Source organism: Cupriavidus sp. 05L411, assembly GCF_056398045.1.
Genome location: NZ_JBFTOQ010000012.1, coordinates 139,309 through 157,054, shown reverse-complemented (window position 1 = coordinate 157,054; position 17,746 = coordinate 139,309). Strand labels below are relative to the sequence as shown.

The window sequence follows — 17,746 nt, the reverse complement described above, 5'->3', positions numbered from 1 at the left end:
TCAAGCCTTTGCGCTTGCCGGCGCGTCGGGGTTGGTGGCGCGCTCGCCGGCATTGAAGCGCTGGCGCAGGCTATCCCATTCATCAGCGCCGAAGCGCCGGAAGGTCTGCCCCACGCTGGCCGACACGCCCGGCGCGGTAAAGGTGGCCTTGAGCTCGGCAAGCGCTTCGTCGCCCGCCTGGATCGCGGCCTTGAGCATCAGGCCCGGCAGGATGGCCAGCTTATAGCCCATGACCTCGGCCTCGCGCAGGTCGAAGATCGGCGTGCGGCCGCCGGGCACCACGTTCAGCAGGCAAGGGCCGCGCACCAGCCGCGGCACTGCCGCGACTTCCTCGATGGTCTGCGTGGCTTCCACGAAGGCCAGGTCCGCGCCAGCTTCCAGCGCGGCGTTGGCGCGCCAGATGGCCTCTTCCAGCCCGAGCATGGCGCGCGCATCGGTGCGCGCGATGATGACGAAATCCGGCGTGCGGCGCGCCTGCACCGCCGCGCGGATCTTGGAGACGAACTCCACGCGCGAGACCACCTCCTTGCCATCCAGATGGCCGCAACGCTTGGGTGCAACCTGGTCCTCGATATGGATCGCTGCCACGCCACGGGCCTCGTACTCGCGCACGGTGCGGGTGACGTTAAGCTGATTGCCGTAGCCGGTGTCGGCGTCGGCAATCAGCGGGATCGACACGGAGCGCGCCATCACTGCGGCGTTTTCAACCATCTCGCTCATCGTCAGCAGGCCGAAATCAGGGAAGCCGCGCGCCGCCGACGTGCCGGCGCCAGTCATGTAGCAAGCGGAGAAGCCGGCCTGCTCGATCAGGCGCGCGCCGATGGCGTCGTAAGCGCCGGGCGCGATGATCATGCCGGGCGCCTGCAGGCGCTGGCGAAGGATAGCTGCGAGGGTCATGGACGGGTCCTGTGTGCTTGCGGTGGATGACGGAATGCGTACGGAGTGCGCATCAGCGCGGAGGGGAACGGGTTGTCGACCGCCACCCTGTGTTTATGTGTTTATATTCTAGATACAACTTACCGGTTCCGTCAAGAATCGGGAAATTCGCCGCTGGACCGTTGTGCTATGCTGTCCACGCCACTAAACCGTCACCTCATGCCGCGCACGACCGACTCTCCTTCGACGCTGGGCCATATGCCCGGCACCTCACTGCACCGGCAGCTCTTTCTCGTGCTGCGCGACGAAATCACGCGCGGCGTCTATGCGGAAACGGGGGCTTTGCCGAAAGAAGAAGCACTGTGCGAGCGCTTTGGCGTCTCGCGCATCACGGTGCGGCGGGCGCTATCCGAGCTGGCGGCGCTGGGGCTGGTGGAGCGGCGCCATGGCCTTGGCACCTTTGTGCGGGCGGACATGCCGGCGGGGCGCAGCAGCCCGAGCCTTAGCGTGATCGACGGCCTGCGCAAAGCAGCACTGGAGACGGACGTCGAGGTCCTTGAGGTGACCACGGCCGTGCCGCCGGCGGACATTGCCCAACTGCTGCAACTCGCCCCGGGCGAACAAGCCGTGCACGCGCTGCGCCTGCGCAGCATCAAGGGCACGCCGGTGATGCTGACGGATGCATGGGTTCCCGCCGCGCTGGGCAAGCGCGTGTCGGCAGCGGCGCTGCGCAAGCACGCGCTCTATGAGATCCTGATGGCGCAGGGGGTGAAGTTTGGCCGCGTGGTGCAGGAGATCACGGCCCAGGCGGCCGACCCCGCCTATGCGGGCTGGCTGCGCACGGAGGTTGGCGCGCCGCTGCTCAAGCTGGTGCGCCTGCTGCATGACCCGGAGTCGCGGCCGGTCCAGTACATCACGGTGTATATGTCCCCGGAACGCAGCCGCATCCTGATGGATATCTCGGGCGACAAGGTCAACACGCTAAGCGCCGGGCAGTTCGTCCACGACGTGCCACGCGGCTAAGAGGCCGTTTCAACATGAAGCGAAGCGGTTCTGGCCAGGCGCGCGGCCCTGGCGTTCACTGGCTAGCCCTGCCGCTGCTCGATGGCATCGACGCGGCTGGGGTAGAAGGCCACGTGGTCCTTGATGGCCTCGACGGCGGCATACGGCGCCTCGTAAGTCCACACCGCATTGACCGATCGCTCACCGCCCGCGGGGATGCTGTAGTAAGCGCACTCGCCTTTGTACGGGCAGTAGGTGGCGTGGTCCGTGCGGGCCAGCCGTGACATATCGACATCCTTGCGCGGAATGTACTGCACCGCCGGGTAGGATGCCTCGCGCAGCGTGAGCGCGCTGCGGGTGTCGGCAATGACGACGCCGCCGAGCGTCACGACGACGCGCGCGGGGTTCGCCTCGATCACGATCGGATGATCGGGCCCCGGGATCTTGATGGGCTTGCTGGTCATGGCTGGGCTTCCTGATGTGTTGCAGGGCCCGCCAATACTACGCGTGAACGCGCCAGCTTGCCCGGCATCAAGATGCGCCTTGCACCGCCCTGCGCAGTGCCGCCTGCGCCAGCAGCCGCGTGGAATCCAGCGTCGGCAGTGGCGAGTTGGCATCGTTCACGATCAGCGGGATTTCCGTGCAGCCGAGCACAACCGCATCGCAACCCTGTGACTTCATCCGCCCGATAACCCGCTGGAAGTAAGTGAGTGCTTCCGGGGTGGCGATGCCGCCCACCAGTTCGTCCATGATGATGCGATTGATTTCATCGCGCTCGGCGGGGTCCGGCCGCATAAAGCCGAGCCCGCGCGCGGCAAGCTTTTCGGGGTAGACCTCACTGTCGACAAGCCAGCGCGTTCCCGTCAGGCCCAGGCGGGTGAAGCCGCGCGCCGCCGCGCTCTCGGCGACCACCTCGGCAATATGCAGCCAGGGCCGCGGCGAACGCGCCACCACGTACGGCAGCGCCTGGTGAATGGTGTTGTCGGGACAGATCAGGAAATCCACGCCCATGCCGGCGAGCTTGCTGGCAGAGGTGAGCATCAACTCACCTACGGCCTGCCAGTCACCGCGATCCAGGTGCTTGACGTACTCGGCAAGCGACGGGGTGTGCATGGATATCTCGGGATGCGCATGCGGCCCGAGCAGCCGCGCGCCCTCCATGCAGATGGTCCGGTAGCAAAGCGCGGCGCCTTCGGCGGAGCAGGCAACGATGCCGATATGCAGGGTCATGACGGACGGCTCCATGCGATGTGATCAGGGAATGCAGCGTTTGAACGAATTTGGCTGGTAGAGGCCAATCAATAGGCATCATAAATCACTAATCGCTATTGAACGCCTCGGCTCTCCGGCATATACTTTTGGTATATCTCACTCAACAGGAGTGCGGCATGGATACCGCGAAAATCTTCTGGTCTGGGCGATCGCAAGCCGTACGCTTGCCGAAAGACTTCCGTTTCGAGGCAAGCGAGGTGCGCATTCGCCGCCATGGCAACGCCGTCATCCTGGAGCCTATTGTCAGCGATTGGGCGTGGCTGGATCCCATCGTCGGCCCGCTGGACGAAGACTTCGCGCAGGCGGCAAGCGAACAGCCCGCAGATCAGAGCCGGCCAGAACTGGATTTTTTTAAGTGAAATTCCTGCTCGACAGYAATGCCGTCATTGCGCTCCTGAGAGGCCACGCAGGCTTTCTGAAGCGATTGCGGCAACACCAGCCGCAAGATTTCGGCATCCCGGCCATTGTGGCGCACGAGCTATTCTATGGCGCGTTCAAGAGCCAACGCGCCACGGTAAACCTCGCTCGGGTCGAAGGGTTGCAATTCGAGGTGCTGGATTTCGACCGCGAAGATGCGCGTCACGCCGGTGAGTTGCGAGCGGCGCTAGCCACAGCCGGCACACCAATTGGCCCTTACGATGTACTGATTGCGGGCCAGGCCCGCGCCCGAGCCCTGACACTTGTCACCCACAACACCCGCGAGTTTCAACGCGTACCTGGCCTGCGCGTCGAGGATTGGGAGGGCGGATAGAGCGCGCGCGCGCGGGCTCTATCCCTCCTCGCGCAATACGCTCAGCCTGCCACGCGCGGCTTCACACGTCCCGCCGCATCCTTGGCGCGCACGCGGGCCGCTTCCACATCGGCGTCATACGCCAGCGCCACGCCCATGCGGCGCTTGGTGAAGCTCTCTGGCTTGCCAAACAAGCGCAGCTCGGTCTGCGGCACGCGCAGCGCCTCATCCACGCCGTCGAACACTACGCCCTTGGCATCCACGCCGCCATAGATCACCGCACTGGCACCCGGGCTCTTGAGCGCGGTGCTGACCGGCAGGCCGAGAATGGCGCGCGCGTGCAGCTCGAACTCGTTCTGCCACTGGGTGATCATGGTCACCATGCCGGTGTCATGTGGACGCGGGCTGACTTCGCTGAACCAGACCTGCTCGCCCTTGACGAACAGTTCCACGCCGAACAGGCCTTGCCCGCCCAGGTTGGCGGTGACGGCCTGCGCAATCTGCTGGGATTTTTGCAGCGCGGCCGGATGCATCGGATGCGGCTGCCAGCTTTCCACGTAATCCCCGCTGACCTGCACGTGGCCGATCGGCTCGCAGAACTGCGTTTCCACCTGGCCGTCGGCGCCGATCGCGCGCACCGTCAGCAGCGTGATTTCGTAGTCGAAGTCGATGAAGCCTTCCACGATCACGCGGCCGTGGCTGACACGGCCACCGGCCATGGCGTAGTCCCATGCGGCCTTGACGTCGGCGGGGCCGTCAATCTTGCTCTGGCCCTTGCCGGAGCTGCTCATCACCGGTTTGACCACGCACGGGTAGCCGATGCCGCTATCGATGGCGGCCTGCAGCTCTTCCAGCGAGTCGCAGAACTTGTAGGGGCTGGTGGGCACGCCGAGCGTCTCCGCGGCCAGGCGGCGGATGCCTTCGCGGTCCATGGTCAGGCGCGCCGCGCGCGCCGTGGGGATGACGCGCACCACACCGGCGGCTTCCAGCGTCTCCAGCATCTGCGTGGCAATGGCCTCGATCTCCGGCACCACCAGGTCCGGCTTCTCGGCCTCGATCAGCGCCTTGAGCTGGTCCGGGTCGCTCATGGAAATAGTGCGCGCATGGTGCGCCACCTGCTGGCCGGGCGCATCGGCATAGCGGTCCACCGCAATCGTTTCAACGCCGAGGCGTTGCAGCGCGATCAGGACTTCCTTGCCGAGCTCGCCGGAGCCCAGCAGCATGACTTTGGTCGCGCCAGGCGAGAGAGGGGTGCCGATAGTGGTCATGTGGGACCCTTGGGATCAAGTAAAAACAGCGATTGTACGTGGACCGAAAGAGCGCGCCCAGGCGGGTCGGCAAGCCGTCGACAAGTCCCGCGTGCGTGCCGAGGGCTTTGGCGCCAGCAAGCCGATTGCCGACAATGCCAGCGAGGAAGGCCGCGGCAAGAACCGGAGGGTGGAACTGGTGCGCGTGGCTGCCTGAGGAACAAGCCTTGCCGAAATCCACGGAGCCAATACACTAGGTCAGTCGGCCTGCGCTCGGCAGGCCTCCCTACCGGGCATAACCAGGCATAACCGGGCATAACAGGAATGGCCATGAAAATTGATCTCACGGGCAAGATCGCCCTTGTTTCAGGGTCCACCGCCGGCATCGGCTTCGCAACGGCCAAGGGACTCGCTGGCGCAGGCGCCCGCGTCATCCTCAACGGGCGCAGCGACGCCACGGTGGACAAGGCCTTGCAAGCGCTGCGCGCCGCCGTTGCCGGCGCTGACGTGACGGGCTTCGTCGGCGACCTTGCCGACCCCGAGGCCTGCGCCCGCCTGGTGGCGGCCCATCCCCGGGTGGATGTGCTGGTAAATAACCTTGGCATCTTCCAGCCGCAGGACTTCTTTGAGACGCCCGACAGCGAGTGGACCCGCTTCTTCGAAACCAACGTCATGTCGGGCGTGCGGCTGTCGCGGGCCTATGCGCCATCCATGGCCGAGCGTAAATGGGGACGGATCGTGTTCGTCTCGTCGGAGTCGGCACTGAACATCCCCGCCGACATGATCCACTACGGCTTTTCCAAGACCGCGCAACTGGCAGTCTCGCGCGGGCTGGCCAAGCGGCTTGCCGGTACCGGCGTGACCGTCAACGCGGTACTGCCCGGCCCCACGCTGTCGGAGGGCGTCACCGACATGCTCAAGGATGCCATGGCAAGCTCGGGGCAATCCGCCGAAGCCGTGGCAGCGGACTTCGTCAAGACACACCGTTCCACCTCGATCATCCAGCGTGCCGCCAGCGTCGAAGAAGTCGCCAACATGATCGTCTATGCCTGCTCCCCGCAAGCCTCGGCCACCACCGGCGCCGCATTGCGCGTGGACGGCGGGGTTGTGGATACGATCGCCTGAGTCCTGTGCGCGGCTTTCCTTGCGCGGCCATGCGGCCGCGCCAGTTGGCCGTTCCCGACGCTTGCGCTTCGCCCTGAATCTGTATAGGCTGAACTACGATTCAATCTATCTCAGTTAAGCCATGTCCCACATCAGCACGGGCGTCGAATACGGACTGCACTGCCTCCTGTTCCTCGCCGACCCAACGGCAAGCGTCAAGGAAGCCAGCGTGCGCGACCTGGCCGAGCTGCAGGGTGTCCCTGCCGAATACCTCGCCAAATTGTTCACCAAGCTGGCCAAGGCCAACCTGGTCGTGGCCACCGAAGGCATTCGCGGCGGCTTCTCGCTGGCGCGGCCGGCGGCAAAGATCACGGTCATGGAGGTCGTGCAAGCGATCGACGGCGACAAGGCGCTGTTCGACTGCCGCGAGATCCGCGAGCGCTGCGCGCTGTTCGATGCGTCGCCGCCCGCCTGGGCCACCCGTGGCATCTGCTCCATCCATGCCGTCATGCAGGCGGCAGAAAAGGCCATGCGGCAGGAGCTGGCCAAGCACACGCTCGCCGATCTCGCCGAGCGGACCATCGTCAAGGCACCGGCCAACTTCGGCCCGCACGTAGTGCGATGGCTCGCCGACCGCGCCACCCACCGGCGCGGCGAGCGCGATACGTCAGAAAAAGACTAGGCTTGGCGAGCGCGATTCCGGCCAGCCAACGCAGCGGATTTACGCTACCACGGTGCGATCGGGATTGGCCGCGGCCAATGCCTGCGCGCGATCGGCGCTGGGTGGATAGATCCATTCGGAATTAATCCGGCCCTTCAGCGCCTTGGCGTCCGCGCCAACGAGCTTGACTTCACGCTCCCAGCCCTCGGTGTAGACCGCGCCCCACGGGCCCAGGTCCAGGCAGGTAACGTACCTCGGCTGGCGGTAGGGAATTGGTGCGAGGCCGAGCAGGTCCGCAGCAACGTTGTGCCCCGCCGAGCGGCCAAGGTTCATCGCGTGCTGGCATGACATCGCGGCATAGTTGCCGTCATCGTCCGTGGCGGCATAAGCGACATCACCGGTGGCGAACACGGCGTCCACGCCCTTGACGCGCAGGTTGCTGTCCACATGCAGGCGACCGAATGCATCGCGCTGCGCGGGGATCTGCTGCGTGAGCGCGCTGGCGCGCACGCCCGCCGTCCAGATCACCGTCTTGGCATCGATGCGCTCGCCGTCTGCCGTGGTCAGGCCGTTCTCGTCGACCGATGCCACCGACGCGCCTGGCCGCCAGGTCACGCCAAGCTCTTCAAGCGCTTGCGTGATGACGGGACGCGGGCCGGCGCCGAGCTCGGCGGCCACTTCGTCATGGCGATCGACCACGATGACGTTCACCTCGGCGTCCTCGCCCAGCGCTTCGCGCAGGCGCGCCGGCATTTCGGCCGCGGTCTCGATGCCGGTGAAGCCGCCACCGGCCACCACGATGGTATTGCGCGCGGCGGATGCCGGATGATCGGCAAGGCGCTTGATATGCGCCTCCAGCTCGGCCGCTTCATCGATCTGGTCCACGCTGAACGCATGCTTGTCCAGGCCTGGGATCTGCGGGCGGAACAGGCGGCTGCCCGTAGCGAGCACGAGGCGGTCATAGGACAGCGTGGACCTCGCTTGATCGGCGCCAACCACCTCGACCTCATTGCGGTCCGCATGGATCCGCTCGACGGTGCCCTGGATGAACCTGACGCCGACCGCATTGAAGATGTCGCGCAGCGGCGCCTTCATCCGCGCGGCGCCTGCCTCATAGAAGCGCGGACGCACATGCAGTTCCGGCTGGGGCGCGATCAGCGCGATCTCCACATCCTTCTGGCCGTGCAGATCGATCAGGCGCGCCGCGCCCAGCGCACTCCACATACCGGCGAAGCCGGCGCCAATGATCAGGATACGTTTGGCCATCATGCAACTCCTCTGAATTTACGCATGGGTTCATGCTGCCGGACCTCGCACGCCGTGCCACGCGCCGGCCCACAACTCCGATTCTATGAGTCGTAGTTTTGAAACTCAAGGGATTTTTTCGCGGCACGTTGCCAGCGCATCGCTCGCCGCACGCGGCACGCGATGCGCCTTGCCTGCGGCAGCAGCACGAAATCGTAGCGAGGGAATCGAGCGCGCCAAGCAGCATTGCGTGATGTTCGACATCACGTTGGCACGTCAGTGGTGGCGGCGTTGGTGTTGGTGGTGGTGGTGGTGGTGGTGTTGGTGTTGGTGTTGGTTGCCACCCTGTGATGGCCGGCACCGTGCGGGCAACACTCGCGCGGCGCCGGTGTGGCGGGTCTTGGCGAATTGCTTTTGCAGTTATCGCCGTGGCTTACTTCCGAGGGCTATTCTGCTATTCCTGATGGCTAATGCCTTTAGCTTTATTCATTTTCATTTAGCCTCTTGCTCCCGAACGATGCGCTCAAAAAGATACGCAGCCGCTTAGCGCGCATATCTTCCGATGACGCTTTGGCCGCCCAGCGCATGGCCTTTCAGCGCCTGCATCAGTTCGTCCCTGTTCAGGCCGGGTGGCAGCGCGGTTGGCGCAAGGTCTGTGGCGATGACGGTCAACACATAATGGTGCGGCGCATCACCAATCGGCGGACAAGGTCCACGATAAATCGGCTCGCCCCGTACATTCTTGCCAACGGTGACGCCGTGGCCATCGGCCTGGCCCTCGCCTTCCTTCAACTGACCGCGATCGGCGGCGATGTTGTAGGCGACCCAATGCGAATTGCCTAGCCCCATATTGCCGTCAGGATCCAGTAGCAGCACCGCCATGGACTTGGTGCCGGCGGGAAGATTCGACCACGACACCTGCGGCGACACGCCTTTTCCGCCGCAATCGGACGTATTGTTGCCATACAGCGTAGGGATCGTCGCCCCATCCGCGAACGATGCGGACGACACTTGCATGCCTGCCGCATATGCCGTGCCAATGCAGCCCAAAACCAGTGCGCCAGCCAGCGGCGCGAAGCGTGTTCTGATGAGATTCATTTGTGTCTCGCTCCGATGGAATGAGTGGAATGTATTCGGCACACGCAAAGGAAGGTGCGCGTATACCCTCTGGCATTCACGATTGACCAGACTTAATATGGGCTTGATCGTGCTCAAGGCTGTTGCTAAGTACGGACGATGTCATTAGAAATAACGTTAAAAATATAACGACTAAAGGAGACATCCATGCAAGATTATCAAAGCCTTGTGTTCATGTGCGCGATCGGCTTGGTGTGCCTCTATGTCTTGCTCGGCACACTCTCCCAATCGCTCGCGATCAAATACGGTGCGCCCGCCATCGTTTCCGTCCTGATGGTGGCGTTCTCCGTCTCGCCATGGCACGTGGTGGGRTAAACCACAATCACCAGCGGCCGCGGAGGCCTGGATGCGCCGAGTGGCCGTTAAGTGCGTTCTAGCGGGAGTGACCGCATTGCTGGCCGCGCCCGGTGTGGCGCTTGCGCAGCCTGCCCAAGCCTTTACCACTGGCCCCGTCAACTTGCGTGCCGGACCCGCGCCGGATTACCCGGTGGTAGCGCAACTGTCCGGCGGCGTGCCGCTCACCGTGATGGGGTGCGTCAGCCAGTACACATGGTGCGACGTGGCGCTGCCCAACCTGCGTGGCTGGGTCTATGCCGGGCAGCTTGGGTACGCCTATCGGGGCGGCAGTGTTCCTGTGCTGAACTACGGCACCGTGATTGGCCTTCCCATCATCACGTTCTCCATCGGCTCCTACTGGGGTAACTACTATCGCGGACGGCCTTGGTACCACGACCAAGGACGCTGGGCGCATCGTCCGCCATATGGGCCGGGACCGGGCTATCCGCCAGTACATGTGCGCCCGCCAGGTGGTTATCCGCCCGGCCGTCCGCCTGGTCATGGGGGCGGAGGCAGCCATGGTGGTGGTCACGGTGGCGGCGGTGGTCACGGGGGTGGGGGCGGCGGCGGTCATGGTGGTGGCGGTCACGGAGGCGGCGGCCATGGTGGCCATGGTGGCCACGGCGGCCGATAGCAGCCCGCCCAAACGGCCCTCGCGACGCACACTGGCAAACGGGTTCAGCCAGCCTGGAAATTTTGGCCATTGCCGGGCACGCCGGCGTGGCCCAGAATTTCGCGCACCCCCTGTCCATACGGACGGCTGCGATTCATACAAGAAAACCAGGAGACCACCATGCGCGACTACGCCGAGGCTATCGCCGGCTTTTCCTATGAGGCATCGATCTCGGAGCGCCTGAGCGGCAAGCTCGATGCCATCAATGCCTGTGTCGAATGCTGCGACCGCCATGCACTGCCAGGGCGCATCGCGCTGTTCTGGGAGAGCCGCGACGGCACCAGCGAGACCTATACCTTCAGCCAGTTGCAGAAGCTCTCCGCGCAGTTTGCCAACTTCCTCGCGGCGCAGGGCATCGGCCCCGGCGATCGTGTGGCTGGCCTGCTGCCGCGCACCCCGGAGTTGCTTGTCACCATCCTGGGCACCTGGCGCGCCGGCGCGGTCTACCAGCCGTTGTTCACGGCCTTTGGCCCCAAGGCCATCGAGCATCGGCTGCAAACCTCCGGCGCCCGGCTCGTGGTCACCGACGGCGCCAATCGCGGCAAGCTCGATGAGGTGGAGAACTGCCCCCAAGTACTCACCGTTGGCGGCACCAAGGGCCGCGGCATCGCGCGCGGAGACTTCAGTTTCTGGGCGGAGCTCGACCGCCATCCGGCCCGGTTCGATCCGGTCATGCGCACCGGCGACGATCCGTTCCTGATGATGTTCACCTCCGGCACCACCGGCCCCGCCAAGCCGCTGCTGGTGCCGCTCAAGGCCGTGGCTGCGTTCGCGGGCTATATGCGCGACGCGGTCGACCTGCGCCCCGAGGATGCATTCTGGAACCTCGCCGATCCTGGCTGGGCCTATGGCTTGTATTACGCGGTGACCGGGCCTCTGGCCCTGGGCCATCCCACCACGTTCTATGACGGCCCATTCAGCATCGAGAGCACATGCCGGATGATCGACAAGTACGGCATCACCAACCTGGCCGGCTCGCCCACCGCCTATCGCCTGCTGATCGCGGCGGGGCAGGCCGTGGCCGGCCCGCTGCGCGGCAAGCTGCGCGCGGTCAGCAGCGCGGGCGAGCCACTCAACCCGGAAGTGATCCGCTGGTTCGCCGACCAGCTCGGCGTCACCATCCACGATCACTACGGCCAGACCGAGCTCGGCATGGTGCTGTGCAATCACCACGCGCTGCGCCATCCCGTGCACCTGGGCGCGGCCGGCTTCGCCAGCCCGGGCCATCGCGTGGTGGTGCTGGACGACGACGCACGCGAATTGCCGGCCGGCCAGCCTGGCACGCTCGCGCTGGATATGTCGAAATCGCCGATGGCCTGGTTCGCCGGCTACCATGGCACGCCCACCGGCGCCTTCGTCGGCCAGTACTACCTGAGCGGCGACACCGCGGAGCTGAACCCCAATGGCAGCATCAGCTTTATCGGGCGCGCCGACGATGTCATCACCACCTCTGGCTACCGTGTCGGCCCGTTCGATGTGGAGAGCGCGCTGATCGAGCATCCGGCGGTGGTCGAGACCGCGGTCATCGGCAAGCCCGATCCGGAACGCACCGAACTGATCAAGGCCTTTGTCGTTCTCGGCCCGCAATACAAGGCGAGCCCGGAGCTGGCCGAAGAACTGCGCCTGCATGTGCGCAATCGCCTCGCTGCCCACGCCTATCCGCGCGAAATCGAGTTCGTGCCCGAGTTGCCGAAGACACCGAGCGGCAAGGTCCAGCGCTTTATCCTGCGCAACCAGGAAGTGGCGCGGCAGCGCGAGGCGCAGGCGTAGCATTGCCGGCACGGCTGCTGGCACAGCAGAACAGAGAGGGCGCTGCCTGGCAGCGCCCTTTTTCCTTTCTCCCGAGTCCGCGTGTGGCTGGAAGCGCTTTTTGACGGGCCGCTGAAGATGTCCAATCTTATCGAACAAGATTGCCAACTCTTTCGTACGGCTTATTGCCCTGCGCTGCCCATACTCCATTCACACCACCACACCACGTTCTCAGGAGAACACCATGAATCGCTTCGAAGGCAAAACCGTATTGGTCACTGGCGGCAACAGTGGCATGGGCCTGGCTACCGCGCAGGCATTCGCCGCCGAGGGCGCGCGCGTCATCGTGACGGGCCGGGACACCGCGACGCTGGAGGCCGCCAAGCCCACGCTGGGTGCCAACGCGCTAGCCATCCAGAATGACGCCGGCACCGTGGCCGCAGCCCGCGCGCTGGCAAAACGCCTCACCGATGAAGGCATCAAGCTCGACGCCGTGTTCATCAACGCGGGCATCGCCAGGTTCGCACCGCTGCCGGATGTCGAGGAATCGATGTGGGACCAGACCTTCAATACCAATGTGAAGGGTCCCTTCTTCCAGATCCAGGCACTGACACCGCTGTTCAATCCAGGCGCATCGATCGTGCTCAACGGGTCCATCAATGCGCACATCGGTATGCCGTCATCTGCCGTCTATGCGGCCAGCAAGGCCGGCCTCATCTCGCTGGCCAAGACACTCTCGGCCGAACTGCTGCCGCGCGGCGTACGCGTCAATGTGCTCAGCCCGGGCCCGGTGACCACGCCGCTCTACGGCAAGCTCGGCCTGGACGCCGACGCCCTCGCCAACACCGCTGCCCAGATCAAGAGCCAAGTTCCGCTCGGCCGCTTTGGCGAGGCGAAGGAAATCGCGGCAACGGTGCTGCATCTCTCGGCCACCGAGTCGGCGTTCATCGTCGGCACGGAGATCATCGTCGATGGCGGCATGAGCCAGTTGTGAGGCTTGAGCGGGCTTAACTGGCTTAACTGGCTTAACTGACTTTACTGACTTATCTGACCTGGCATCAGCAAGGAGCACTGAACACCATGAGCGAAAGCATCGCCTTTATCGTCCACCTGCCGGGTAAGCCGGAGCATCGCGACGAACTCGAATCCAGCTTGCTGCAAGTGCTGGAGCAAATGGCCAAGGAGCCCGATTTCGTCAACACCTACCTGCATCGCTCGGTCGAAGACCCCGATACGCTGGTGCTCTACGAGACCTGGGCTTGCAGCCCCGCGTATTTCCAGACGCATCACTTGAGCCGGCCCTATCGGCAAGCGTATGAGCAGGCATTGCCGACGCTGCTCAAGCGCGAGCGCACGCTGGAATTCCTCAAGCCGCTGCGCGCGTTCGAAAAAAAGCCGGCAGCATAAGCTCGGGCAGTTGACATTGCCCTTATGGCGGAAGGCACGGTACTACCGAAAGCACCCCCACACAGTTGGGTACGCGCATGTCGACCTTGCTGCACAGCAGCAAGCGAGATACCCAATTTGTTCGGGTATCTCCCTAGGGGCTATCCAAATAGAGGGCTCTAGAATCTGCCCTTGGATGGTGCACTGCGCAAATCGGTGATACCACCGCCTTTCCGAATCTCATATTCGACCCGCTTGCCGCGACGGCACATCCCGTGCATGTCGACCCGGCTGCCGGGCGATACACAGGAGAACACGCATGTTCGTTTTTTCGTCCGACCAGTTCGCTGAAGCCCAGAAAGCCCATTTCGCCAACTTGTTCGCGCTGACGAATACGGCTTTCGACGGTTTCCAGAAACTGGCCGAGCTGAACCTGCAAGCCGTGAAGTCGAACCTGGCGGAGAGCCAGGAGAGCGTGCAGGCGGCCTTGTCCGGCGGCGACCTGAAGGATGTCTTCAGCGCACAGGGTAAGTTCGCGCAGCCGGCAGCCGACAAGGCGCTTGCGTATGCCCGCCATGTGTACGAGATTGCCTCGGCCACGCAGGCCGAGCTCACCAAGACGGTGGAGGCGCAATACGAACAGCACAGCCGTAGCGTGCAGACCTTCGTCGATACGTTCGTGAAGAATGCGCCGGCCGGATCGGAGGCGATCACCGCCCTGCTGCAGCAGACGGTTGCCGCCGCCAACAACACCTACGAATCGGTGCAGAAGGCTTCGAAGCAAGCGGCTGAAACGGTGAAGTCCAACATCGAAGCATCGACCGCGGCCGCGACTGGCGCAGTCCAGCAAAGCGCACGCCGCGCTGTCAAGGCATCTTGAAGTGAAGCACGCCTGCGCAGCGCGGCCTTCCCGTGCTGCGCGGGAGATTCGCGCATTGCCTTCGGCTACGCCGGGCGCCCTAGAGGCTGTCTCAAAATAAAGCGAAGCGGTTCTGGCTAGGCGCGTGGCCGCAGACAGTACAAGTGGTACGGCAGGCCGCGCAACGACGCCAGCATCTTTTTGAAACGGCCTCTTAGTGCAGGTGCCCGCCAAACAGCCCTAGCAAGCCGATGATGATCAGGTAGATTGCCACGATGTAGTTCAGCAACCRCGGCATGATCAGGATCAGGATGCCCGCGATCAGCGAGATCAGCGGGCTGGCGTTCGTGATGGCGATCATGATGGATCCCTTTCACAGCAGTGCAATCCATGCACTGCGATGGACGCGCTGGCATGACGCCGTGGCGCGGCCCGCCAAGCCAGGATCTGGAGCGATCCGGGCTTGACGAGGCTGTGCGCAACAGGCTTGTCGCTTGCGCGGACTTGCGCTTGCTCGCGCTTACTTGCCCTTCGGCTTCATCAGGTTTTTCGCCTCTTCGATATTCTGCTCCGCGCGCTTGGTAATCACGGCCAGCGCCTCGGCCTGCGATTTCTGCGCCATTTCCGCCAGTTCACGCATATTGTTGAACGCCTTCTGCAGGCCCTGCTGAACGAACTCGCCCTGCTTGGCCATGGCCTCGGCCGGGTTGCCGCCGGTAGTCATCTTTTGCGCCGCCGACTGGATCTCCTGCATGGTCTTGCTCAGGATCTCCGTTTGCTTCTGCACCAGTGCCTGCATGCCTTCGTAGGCCACCTTGTTGGCCTCCGTGATGGCTTCGATATCCTTGCGCCGCGCTTCGATTACCGAGGTCATATCGACCCCGGGGAGCTTGTACTGCTCGAGCAACTTGCTGAAATCGGTGAACGGATTGGACGGTGTCGACATGATGCATCTCCTCGCTGGGGGTAGGTGAAGCAGGAAACTGGCCGCGCCGGGATCCGGATGCTTCTGCCCGATCCACCTCTCGATCGCGGGCGCGGTAGCTCAAGTGTAGCGCGTACCGCACGCCGCTAGGAGGGGAATGCGCCACCGTTTGCAGCCGAGCGCTCCGAAATTCACTTCAGGCCGCCCCGGCCCTCACCATGGCTTCACCAGGCCGTTCGAATTCGGCGAACGCTTCCTTGAAAACTATGAACTGGCCCGCCCCGGGGGCCGCCGATACACTCGCCCGCACCATAACGAATTGTCTTGCGGAGACCCCATGCTTCATCAGGCCCTGGCCGGCATCAAGGTGCTGGATTTGTCCCGGATACTGGCCGGCCCATGGTGCACGCAGAACCTGGCCGACCTGGGCGCCGAAGTCACAAAGGTGGAACGCCCCGGTCATGGCGACGATACGCGCGGCTGGGGCCCGCCCTACTTGCACCCGCCCGAAGGCAGCGCGGGCGGTGATGGCAAGGCTGGCCTCTCCGCCTACTTCATCTGCTGCAACCGCGGCAAGCAATCCGTGGCCATCGACTACGCCACCCCAGAAGGCGCCACGCAGATCCGGAAACTCGCGCTGCAGGCCGATGTGCTGGTGGAGAACTACAAGGTTGGGACGCTGCGCCGCTACGGCCTGGACTATGAATCGCTCAAGGCGCTCAACCCGCGGCTGGTCTACCTGTCGATCACCGGCTTTGGCCAGAGCGGCCCGATGGCCGACAAGCCCGGCTACGACTATGTGTTCCAGGGCATGGGCGGGCTGATGAGCTACACCGGGCACCCCGACGGCGAGCCTGGCGCCGGCCCGCTGCGCACGGGCGTGGCGGTGGTGGATCTGACCACCGGCATGTATGCCACCTCGGCGGTGCTGGCGGCATTGCTGCGCCGTCACGCCACCGGCGAAGGCGCATACCTGGATATCGCCCTGCTCGACGTGGCAGTCGCGCTCAATGCCAACCAGGCCTCCAACTACCTGGTGTCCGGCAAGGCGCCGCAACGCAGCGGCAATGCGCATCCCAACTGCGCGCCGTACGAAGTCTTCCGTTGCGCGGATGGCCACCTGATCCTTGCCATCGGCAACGACGCGCAGTTCGCGCGCTTCTGCGAAGTGGCCAGCCTCGGTGCGCTGGCAACGGACCCACGCTACGCCAGCAACTCCGGACGCATCGCCAACCTGCCGTCGCTGCGCAAGCTGCTCACCGACGTGTTCCCCACCCGCGACCGGCAGAGCTGGACGCAAGCCTTCGACGCGGCCGGCGTGCCATGGGGCCCGATCCACTCCATGGCAGAAGTGTTTGCGCATCCGCAGGTCGCGCACCGCCAACTGGTGCAGCAAGCCGAGCACCCCGTGCTTGGCCGCGTGCCGATGATCCGCAACCCCATGCTGGCCGGCAGCGGCACGCGAGCACTGGCGCCGCCGCCGCTGCTCGATGAGCACGGCCGGCGTAATGACAGCTAGTACCTGCGCGCCGACACCTAAAGAGAACCCATCCGGAGACATCGCTTGAACAATCGCATCATCGCCACCACCCTGCTCGCTGGCCTGAGCCTTGCCAGCGGCGCGCACGCCTCGGCCTACCCCGACAAGCCCATCAAGCTGATCGTGCCCTACGCGGCCGGCGGCACCACCGACATCATCGCGCGCATCGTCGGCACCCGGCTCGGCGCCGTGCTCAAGCAGCCCGTCGTGGTGGAAAACCGCCCTGGCGCGGGCGGCGCCGTGGGCAGCGCCTATGCGGCCAAGCAGCCCGCGGACGGCTACACGCTGGTCATGGAAGTGGAAAGCTCGCACGCGGTCAACCCAAACGTGTACGCCAAGACAGCCTACGACCCCGTCAGGGATTTCGAACCCATCAGCAACCTCGCCGACGTGCCCAACGTGCTGGTGGTCAACCCCGCCTTCCCGGCCAGCGACCTGCCCGCCTTCATCAAGCTGCTCAAGGCCAACCCGGGCAAGTACTCGTTCGGATCTTCGGGCAATGGCGGCCTGAGCCATATGAACGGCGAGCTGTTCATGAACGAGACTGGCACCAGGATGCTCCACGTGCCCTACAAGGGCCTGGGTCCCGCGCTCAACGATGCGGTGGCGGGCCAGATCCAGGTGGTGTTCGACAACATCCCCTCCTCCTCCAGCCTGATCCAGGGCAACCGCCTGCGCCCGCTGGCGGTGGCGGCCAGGCAGCGGCTCAAAGTACTGCCCAATRTGCCAACCTATGCCGAGGCTGGCCTGCCGGCCATGAACAATCCCTCCTGGTTCGGCCTGGGCGCGCCCGCCGGCACGCCGGCGGCTATCCTGGACAAGCTCAACGACGCAGTGCGGCAAGTGCTGGCCGATCCCGAAGTCGTCACCGCCATCGAGAAACAAGGCGCCATTCCAGCACCGATGACGCGCAAGGCATTCGCCGAGCTGATCCGCGGCCAGAACGCGCACTGGAAGAAGGTCGTCGAAGATATCCATTTCACAAAACTGCAGTGAGACCACGC

22 protein-coding genes are annotated in these 17,746 nt (G+C 64.4%); 14 read left to right on the top strand and 8 right to left on the bottom strand.

The genetic code is table 11. From position 1 onward, the window contains the following. Complete coding sequence (locus tag AC1DQR_RS16930) at positions 1 to 897, bottom strand: isocitrate lyase/PEP mutase family protein (protein WP_416050964.1); 897 nt, start codon at positions 895 to 897, stop codon at positions 1 to 3. Positions 898 to 1,095: 198 nt separating this feature from the next. Between AC1DQR_RS16930 and AC1DQR_RS16925 the strand changes: the two genes are divergently transcribed. After that, positions 1,096 to 1,899, top strand: coding sequence for a GntR family transcriptional regulator (locus tag AC1DQR_RS16925; protein WP_416050965.1), 804 nt, complete (start codon positions 1,096 to 1,098; stop codon positions 1,897 to 1,899). A 62-nt stretch (positions 1,900 to 1,961) separates the two neighbouring features. Here the strand turns inward: AC1DQR_RS16925 and AC1DQR_RS16920 are convergent, their stop codons facing one another. Both AC1DQR_RS16920 and AC1DQR_RS16915 read right to left on the bottom strand, forming a co-directional pair. Then, a complete protein-coding gene (locus AC1DQR_RS16920) occupies positions 1,962 to 2,342 on the bottom strand; it encodes a DUF427 domain-containing protein (protein ID WP_416050966.1) in 381 nt (126 codons plus the stop codon). Positions 2,343 to 2,409: 67 nt separating this feature from the next. Next, positions 2,410 to 3,108 carry an aspartate/glutamate racemase family protein gene (locus AC1DQR_RS16915; RefSeq protein WP_477133397.1) on the bottom strand — a complete coding sequence of 233 codons (699 nt, stop codon included), beginning with the start codon at positions 3,106 to 3,108 and terminating at the stop codon, positions 2,410 to 2,412. 158 nt (positions 3,109 to 3,266) lie between these two features. Between AC1DQR_RS16915 and AC1DQR_RS16910 the strand changes: the two genes are divergently transcribed. Together AC1DQR_RS16910 and AC1DQR_RS16905 are read left to right on the top strand one after the other, a co-directional pair. After that, positions 3,267 to 3,509 (top strand): antitoxin, encoded by a 243-nt coding sequence (locus AC1DQR_RS16910; protein WP_416050968.1) that lies wholly within the window; start codon positions 3,267 to 3,269, stop codon positions 3,507 to 3,509. Beyond that, on the top strand, positions 3,506 to 3,901 hold the full coding sequence (locus tag AC1DQR_RS16905) for a PIN domain-containing protein (RefSeq protein WP_477133396.1): 396 nt from the start codon (positions 3,506 to 3,508) through the stop codon (positions 3,899 to 3,901). Before AC1DQR_RS16910 ends, AC1DQR_RS16905 begins: the two co-directional genes overlap by 4 nt. A gap of 41 nt (positions 3,902 to 3,942) precedes the next feature. On the opposite strand, the gene purT is transcribed toward AC1DQR_RS16905, so the two are convergent. Further along, a complete protein-coding gene (gene purT / locus AC1DQR_RS16900) occupies positions 3,943 to 5,148 on the bottom strand; it encodes a formate-dependent phosphoribosylglycinamide formyltransferase (RefSeq protein WP_416050970.1) in 1,206 nt (401 codons plus the stop codon). Between purT and AC1DQR_RS16895 the strand changes: the two genes are divergently transcribed. The 3 genes from AC1DQR_RS16895 (at position 5,147) to AC1DQR_RS16885 (ending at position 6,913) form a co-directional block, all read left to right on the top strand. After that, positions 5,147 to 5,344, top strand: a complete 198-nt coding sequence (locus AC1DQR_RS16895; protein WP_416050971.1) for an OmpA family protein — start codon at positions 5,147 to 5,149, stop codon at positions 5,342 to 5,344. The two genes, purT and AC1DQR_RS16895, sit on opposite strands and share 2 nt — an antisense overlap. Before the next feature lie 113 nt (positions 5,345 to 5,457). Next, a complete protein-coding gene (locus AC1DQR_RS16890; protein WP_416050972.1) occupies positions 5,458 to 6,252 on the top strand; it encodes an SDR family NAD(P)-dependent oxidoreductase in 795 nt (264 codons plus the stop codon). A gap of 121 nt (positions 6,253 to 6,373) precedes the next feature. Beyond that, positions 6,374 to 6,913 carry an RrF2 family transcriptional regulator gene (locus AC1DQR_RS16885; protein ID WP_416050973.1) on the top strand — a complete coding sequence of 180 codons (540 nt, stop codon included), beginning with the start codon at positions 6,374 to 6,376 and terminating at the stop codon, positions 6,911 to 6,913. Between the two features lie 39 nt (positions 6,914 to 6,952). Here AC1DQR_RS16885 and AC1DQR_RS16880 read toward each other — a convergent pair whose 3' ends face one another. Continuing rightward, on the bottom strand, positions 6,953 to 8,158 hold the full coding sequence (locus AC1DQR_RS16880; protein ID WP_477133410.1) for an NAD(P)/FAD-dependent oxidoreductase: 1,206 nt from the start codon (positions 8,156 to 8,158) through the stop codon (positions 6,953 to 6,955). Positions 8,159 to 8,680: 522 nt separating this feature from the next. Beyond that, positions 8,681 to 9,235, bottom strand: a complete 555-nt coding sequence (locus tag AC1DQR_RS16875) for a YbhB/YbcL family Raf kinase inhibitor-like protein (protein ID WP_416050974.1) — start codon at positions 9,233 to 9,235, stop codon at positions 8,681 to 8,683. Positions 9,236 to 9,421: 186 nt separating this feature from the next. On the opposite strand from AC1DQR_RS16875, the gene AC1DQR_RS16870 reads away from it, so the two are divergent. The 6 genes from AC1DQR_RS16870 (at position 9,422) to phaP (ending at position 14,298) form a co-directional block, all read left to right on the top strand. Continuing rightward, complete coding sequence (locus tag AC1DQR_RS16870) at positions 9,422 to 9,589, top strand: hypothetical protein (RefSeq protein WP_006164149.1); 168 nt, start codon at positions 9,422 to 9,424, stop codon at positions 9,587 to 9,589. 67 nt (positions 9,590 to 9,656) lie between these two features. Beyond that, the gene (locus AC1DQR_RS16865; RefSeq protein ID WP_477133395.1) at positions 9,657 to 10,244 is read left to right on the top strand and encodes an SH3 domain-containing protein; all 588 of its coding nucleotides are present in this window, start codon (positions 9,657 to 9,659) and stop codon (positions 10,242 to 10,244) included. Positions 10,245 to 10,403: 159 nt separating this feature from the next. Then, entirely contained in the window at positions 10,404 to 12,053 is a 1,650-nt protein-coding gene (locus AC1DQR_RS16860; RefSeq protein ID WP_416050976.1) for an acyl-CoA synthetase, read from the top strand. Positions 12,054 to 12,276: 223 nt separating this feature from the next. Continuing rightward, positions 12,277 to 13,026, top strand: coding sequence for an SDR family oxidoreductase (locus tag AC1DQR_RS16855; RefSeq protein WP_416050977.1), 750 nt, complete (start codon positions 12,277 to 12,279; stop codon positions 13,024 to 13,026). Positions 13,027 to 13,112: 86 nt separating this feature from the next. Then, a complete protein-coding gene (locus tag AC1DQR_RS16850) occupies positions 13,113 to 13,439 on the top strand; it encodes a putative quinol monooxygenase (protein WP_416050978.1) in 327 nt (108 codons plus the stop codon). Positions 13,440 to 13,737: 298 nt separating this feature from the next. Beyond that, positions 13,738 to 14,298 (top strand): TIGR01841 family phasin, encoded by a 561-nt coding sequence (phaP, locus tag AC1DQR_RS16845; protein ID WP_416050979.1) that lies wholly within the window; start codon positions 13,738 to 13,740, stop codon positions 14,296 to 14,298. 193 nt (positions 14,299 to 14,491) lie between these two features. Here the strand turns inward: phaP and AC1DQR_RS16840 are convergent, their stop codons facing one another. Together AC1DQR_RS16840 and AC1DQR_RS16835 are read right to left on the bottom strand one after the other, a co-directional pair. Then, positions 14,492 to 14,638 (bottom strand): DUF3096 domain-containing protein, encoded by a 147-nt coding sequence (locus tag AC1DQR_RS16840; protein ID WP_477133394.1) that lies wholly within the window; start codon positions 14,636 to 14,638, stop codon positions 14,492 to 14,494. A gap of 159 nt (positions 14,639 to 14,797) precedes the next feature. Then, a complete protein-coding gene (locus AC1DQR_RS16835; RefSeq protein ID WP_150984274.1) occupies positions 14,798 to 15,223 on the bottom strand; it encodes a phasin family protein in 426 nt (141 codons plus the stop codon). A gap of 316 nt (positions 15,224 to 15,539) precedes the next feature. Here AC1DQR_RS16835 and AC1DQR_RS16830 point away from each other — a divergent pair, with 316 nt between their 5' ends. Then, a complete protein-coding gene (locus tag AC1DQR_RS16830; RefSeq protein ID WP_416050980.1) occupies positions 15,540 to 16,721 on the top strand; it encodes a CaiB/BaiF CoA transferase family protein in 1,182 nt (393 codons plus the stop codon). 45 nt (positions 16,722 to 16,766) lie between these two features. Beyond that, complete coding sequence (locus AC1DQR_RS16825) at positions 16,767 to 17,738, top strand: Bug family tripartite tricarboxylate transporter substrate binding protein (protein ID WP_477133393.1); 972 nt, start codon at positions 16,767 to 16,769, stop codon at positions 17,736 to 17,738. Positions 17,739 to 17,746: the final 8 nt, after the last annotated feature.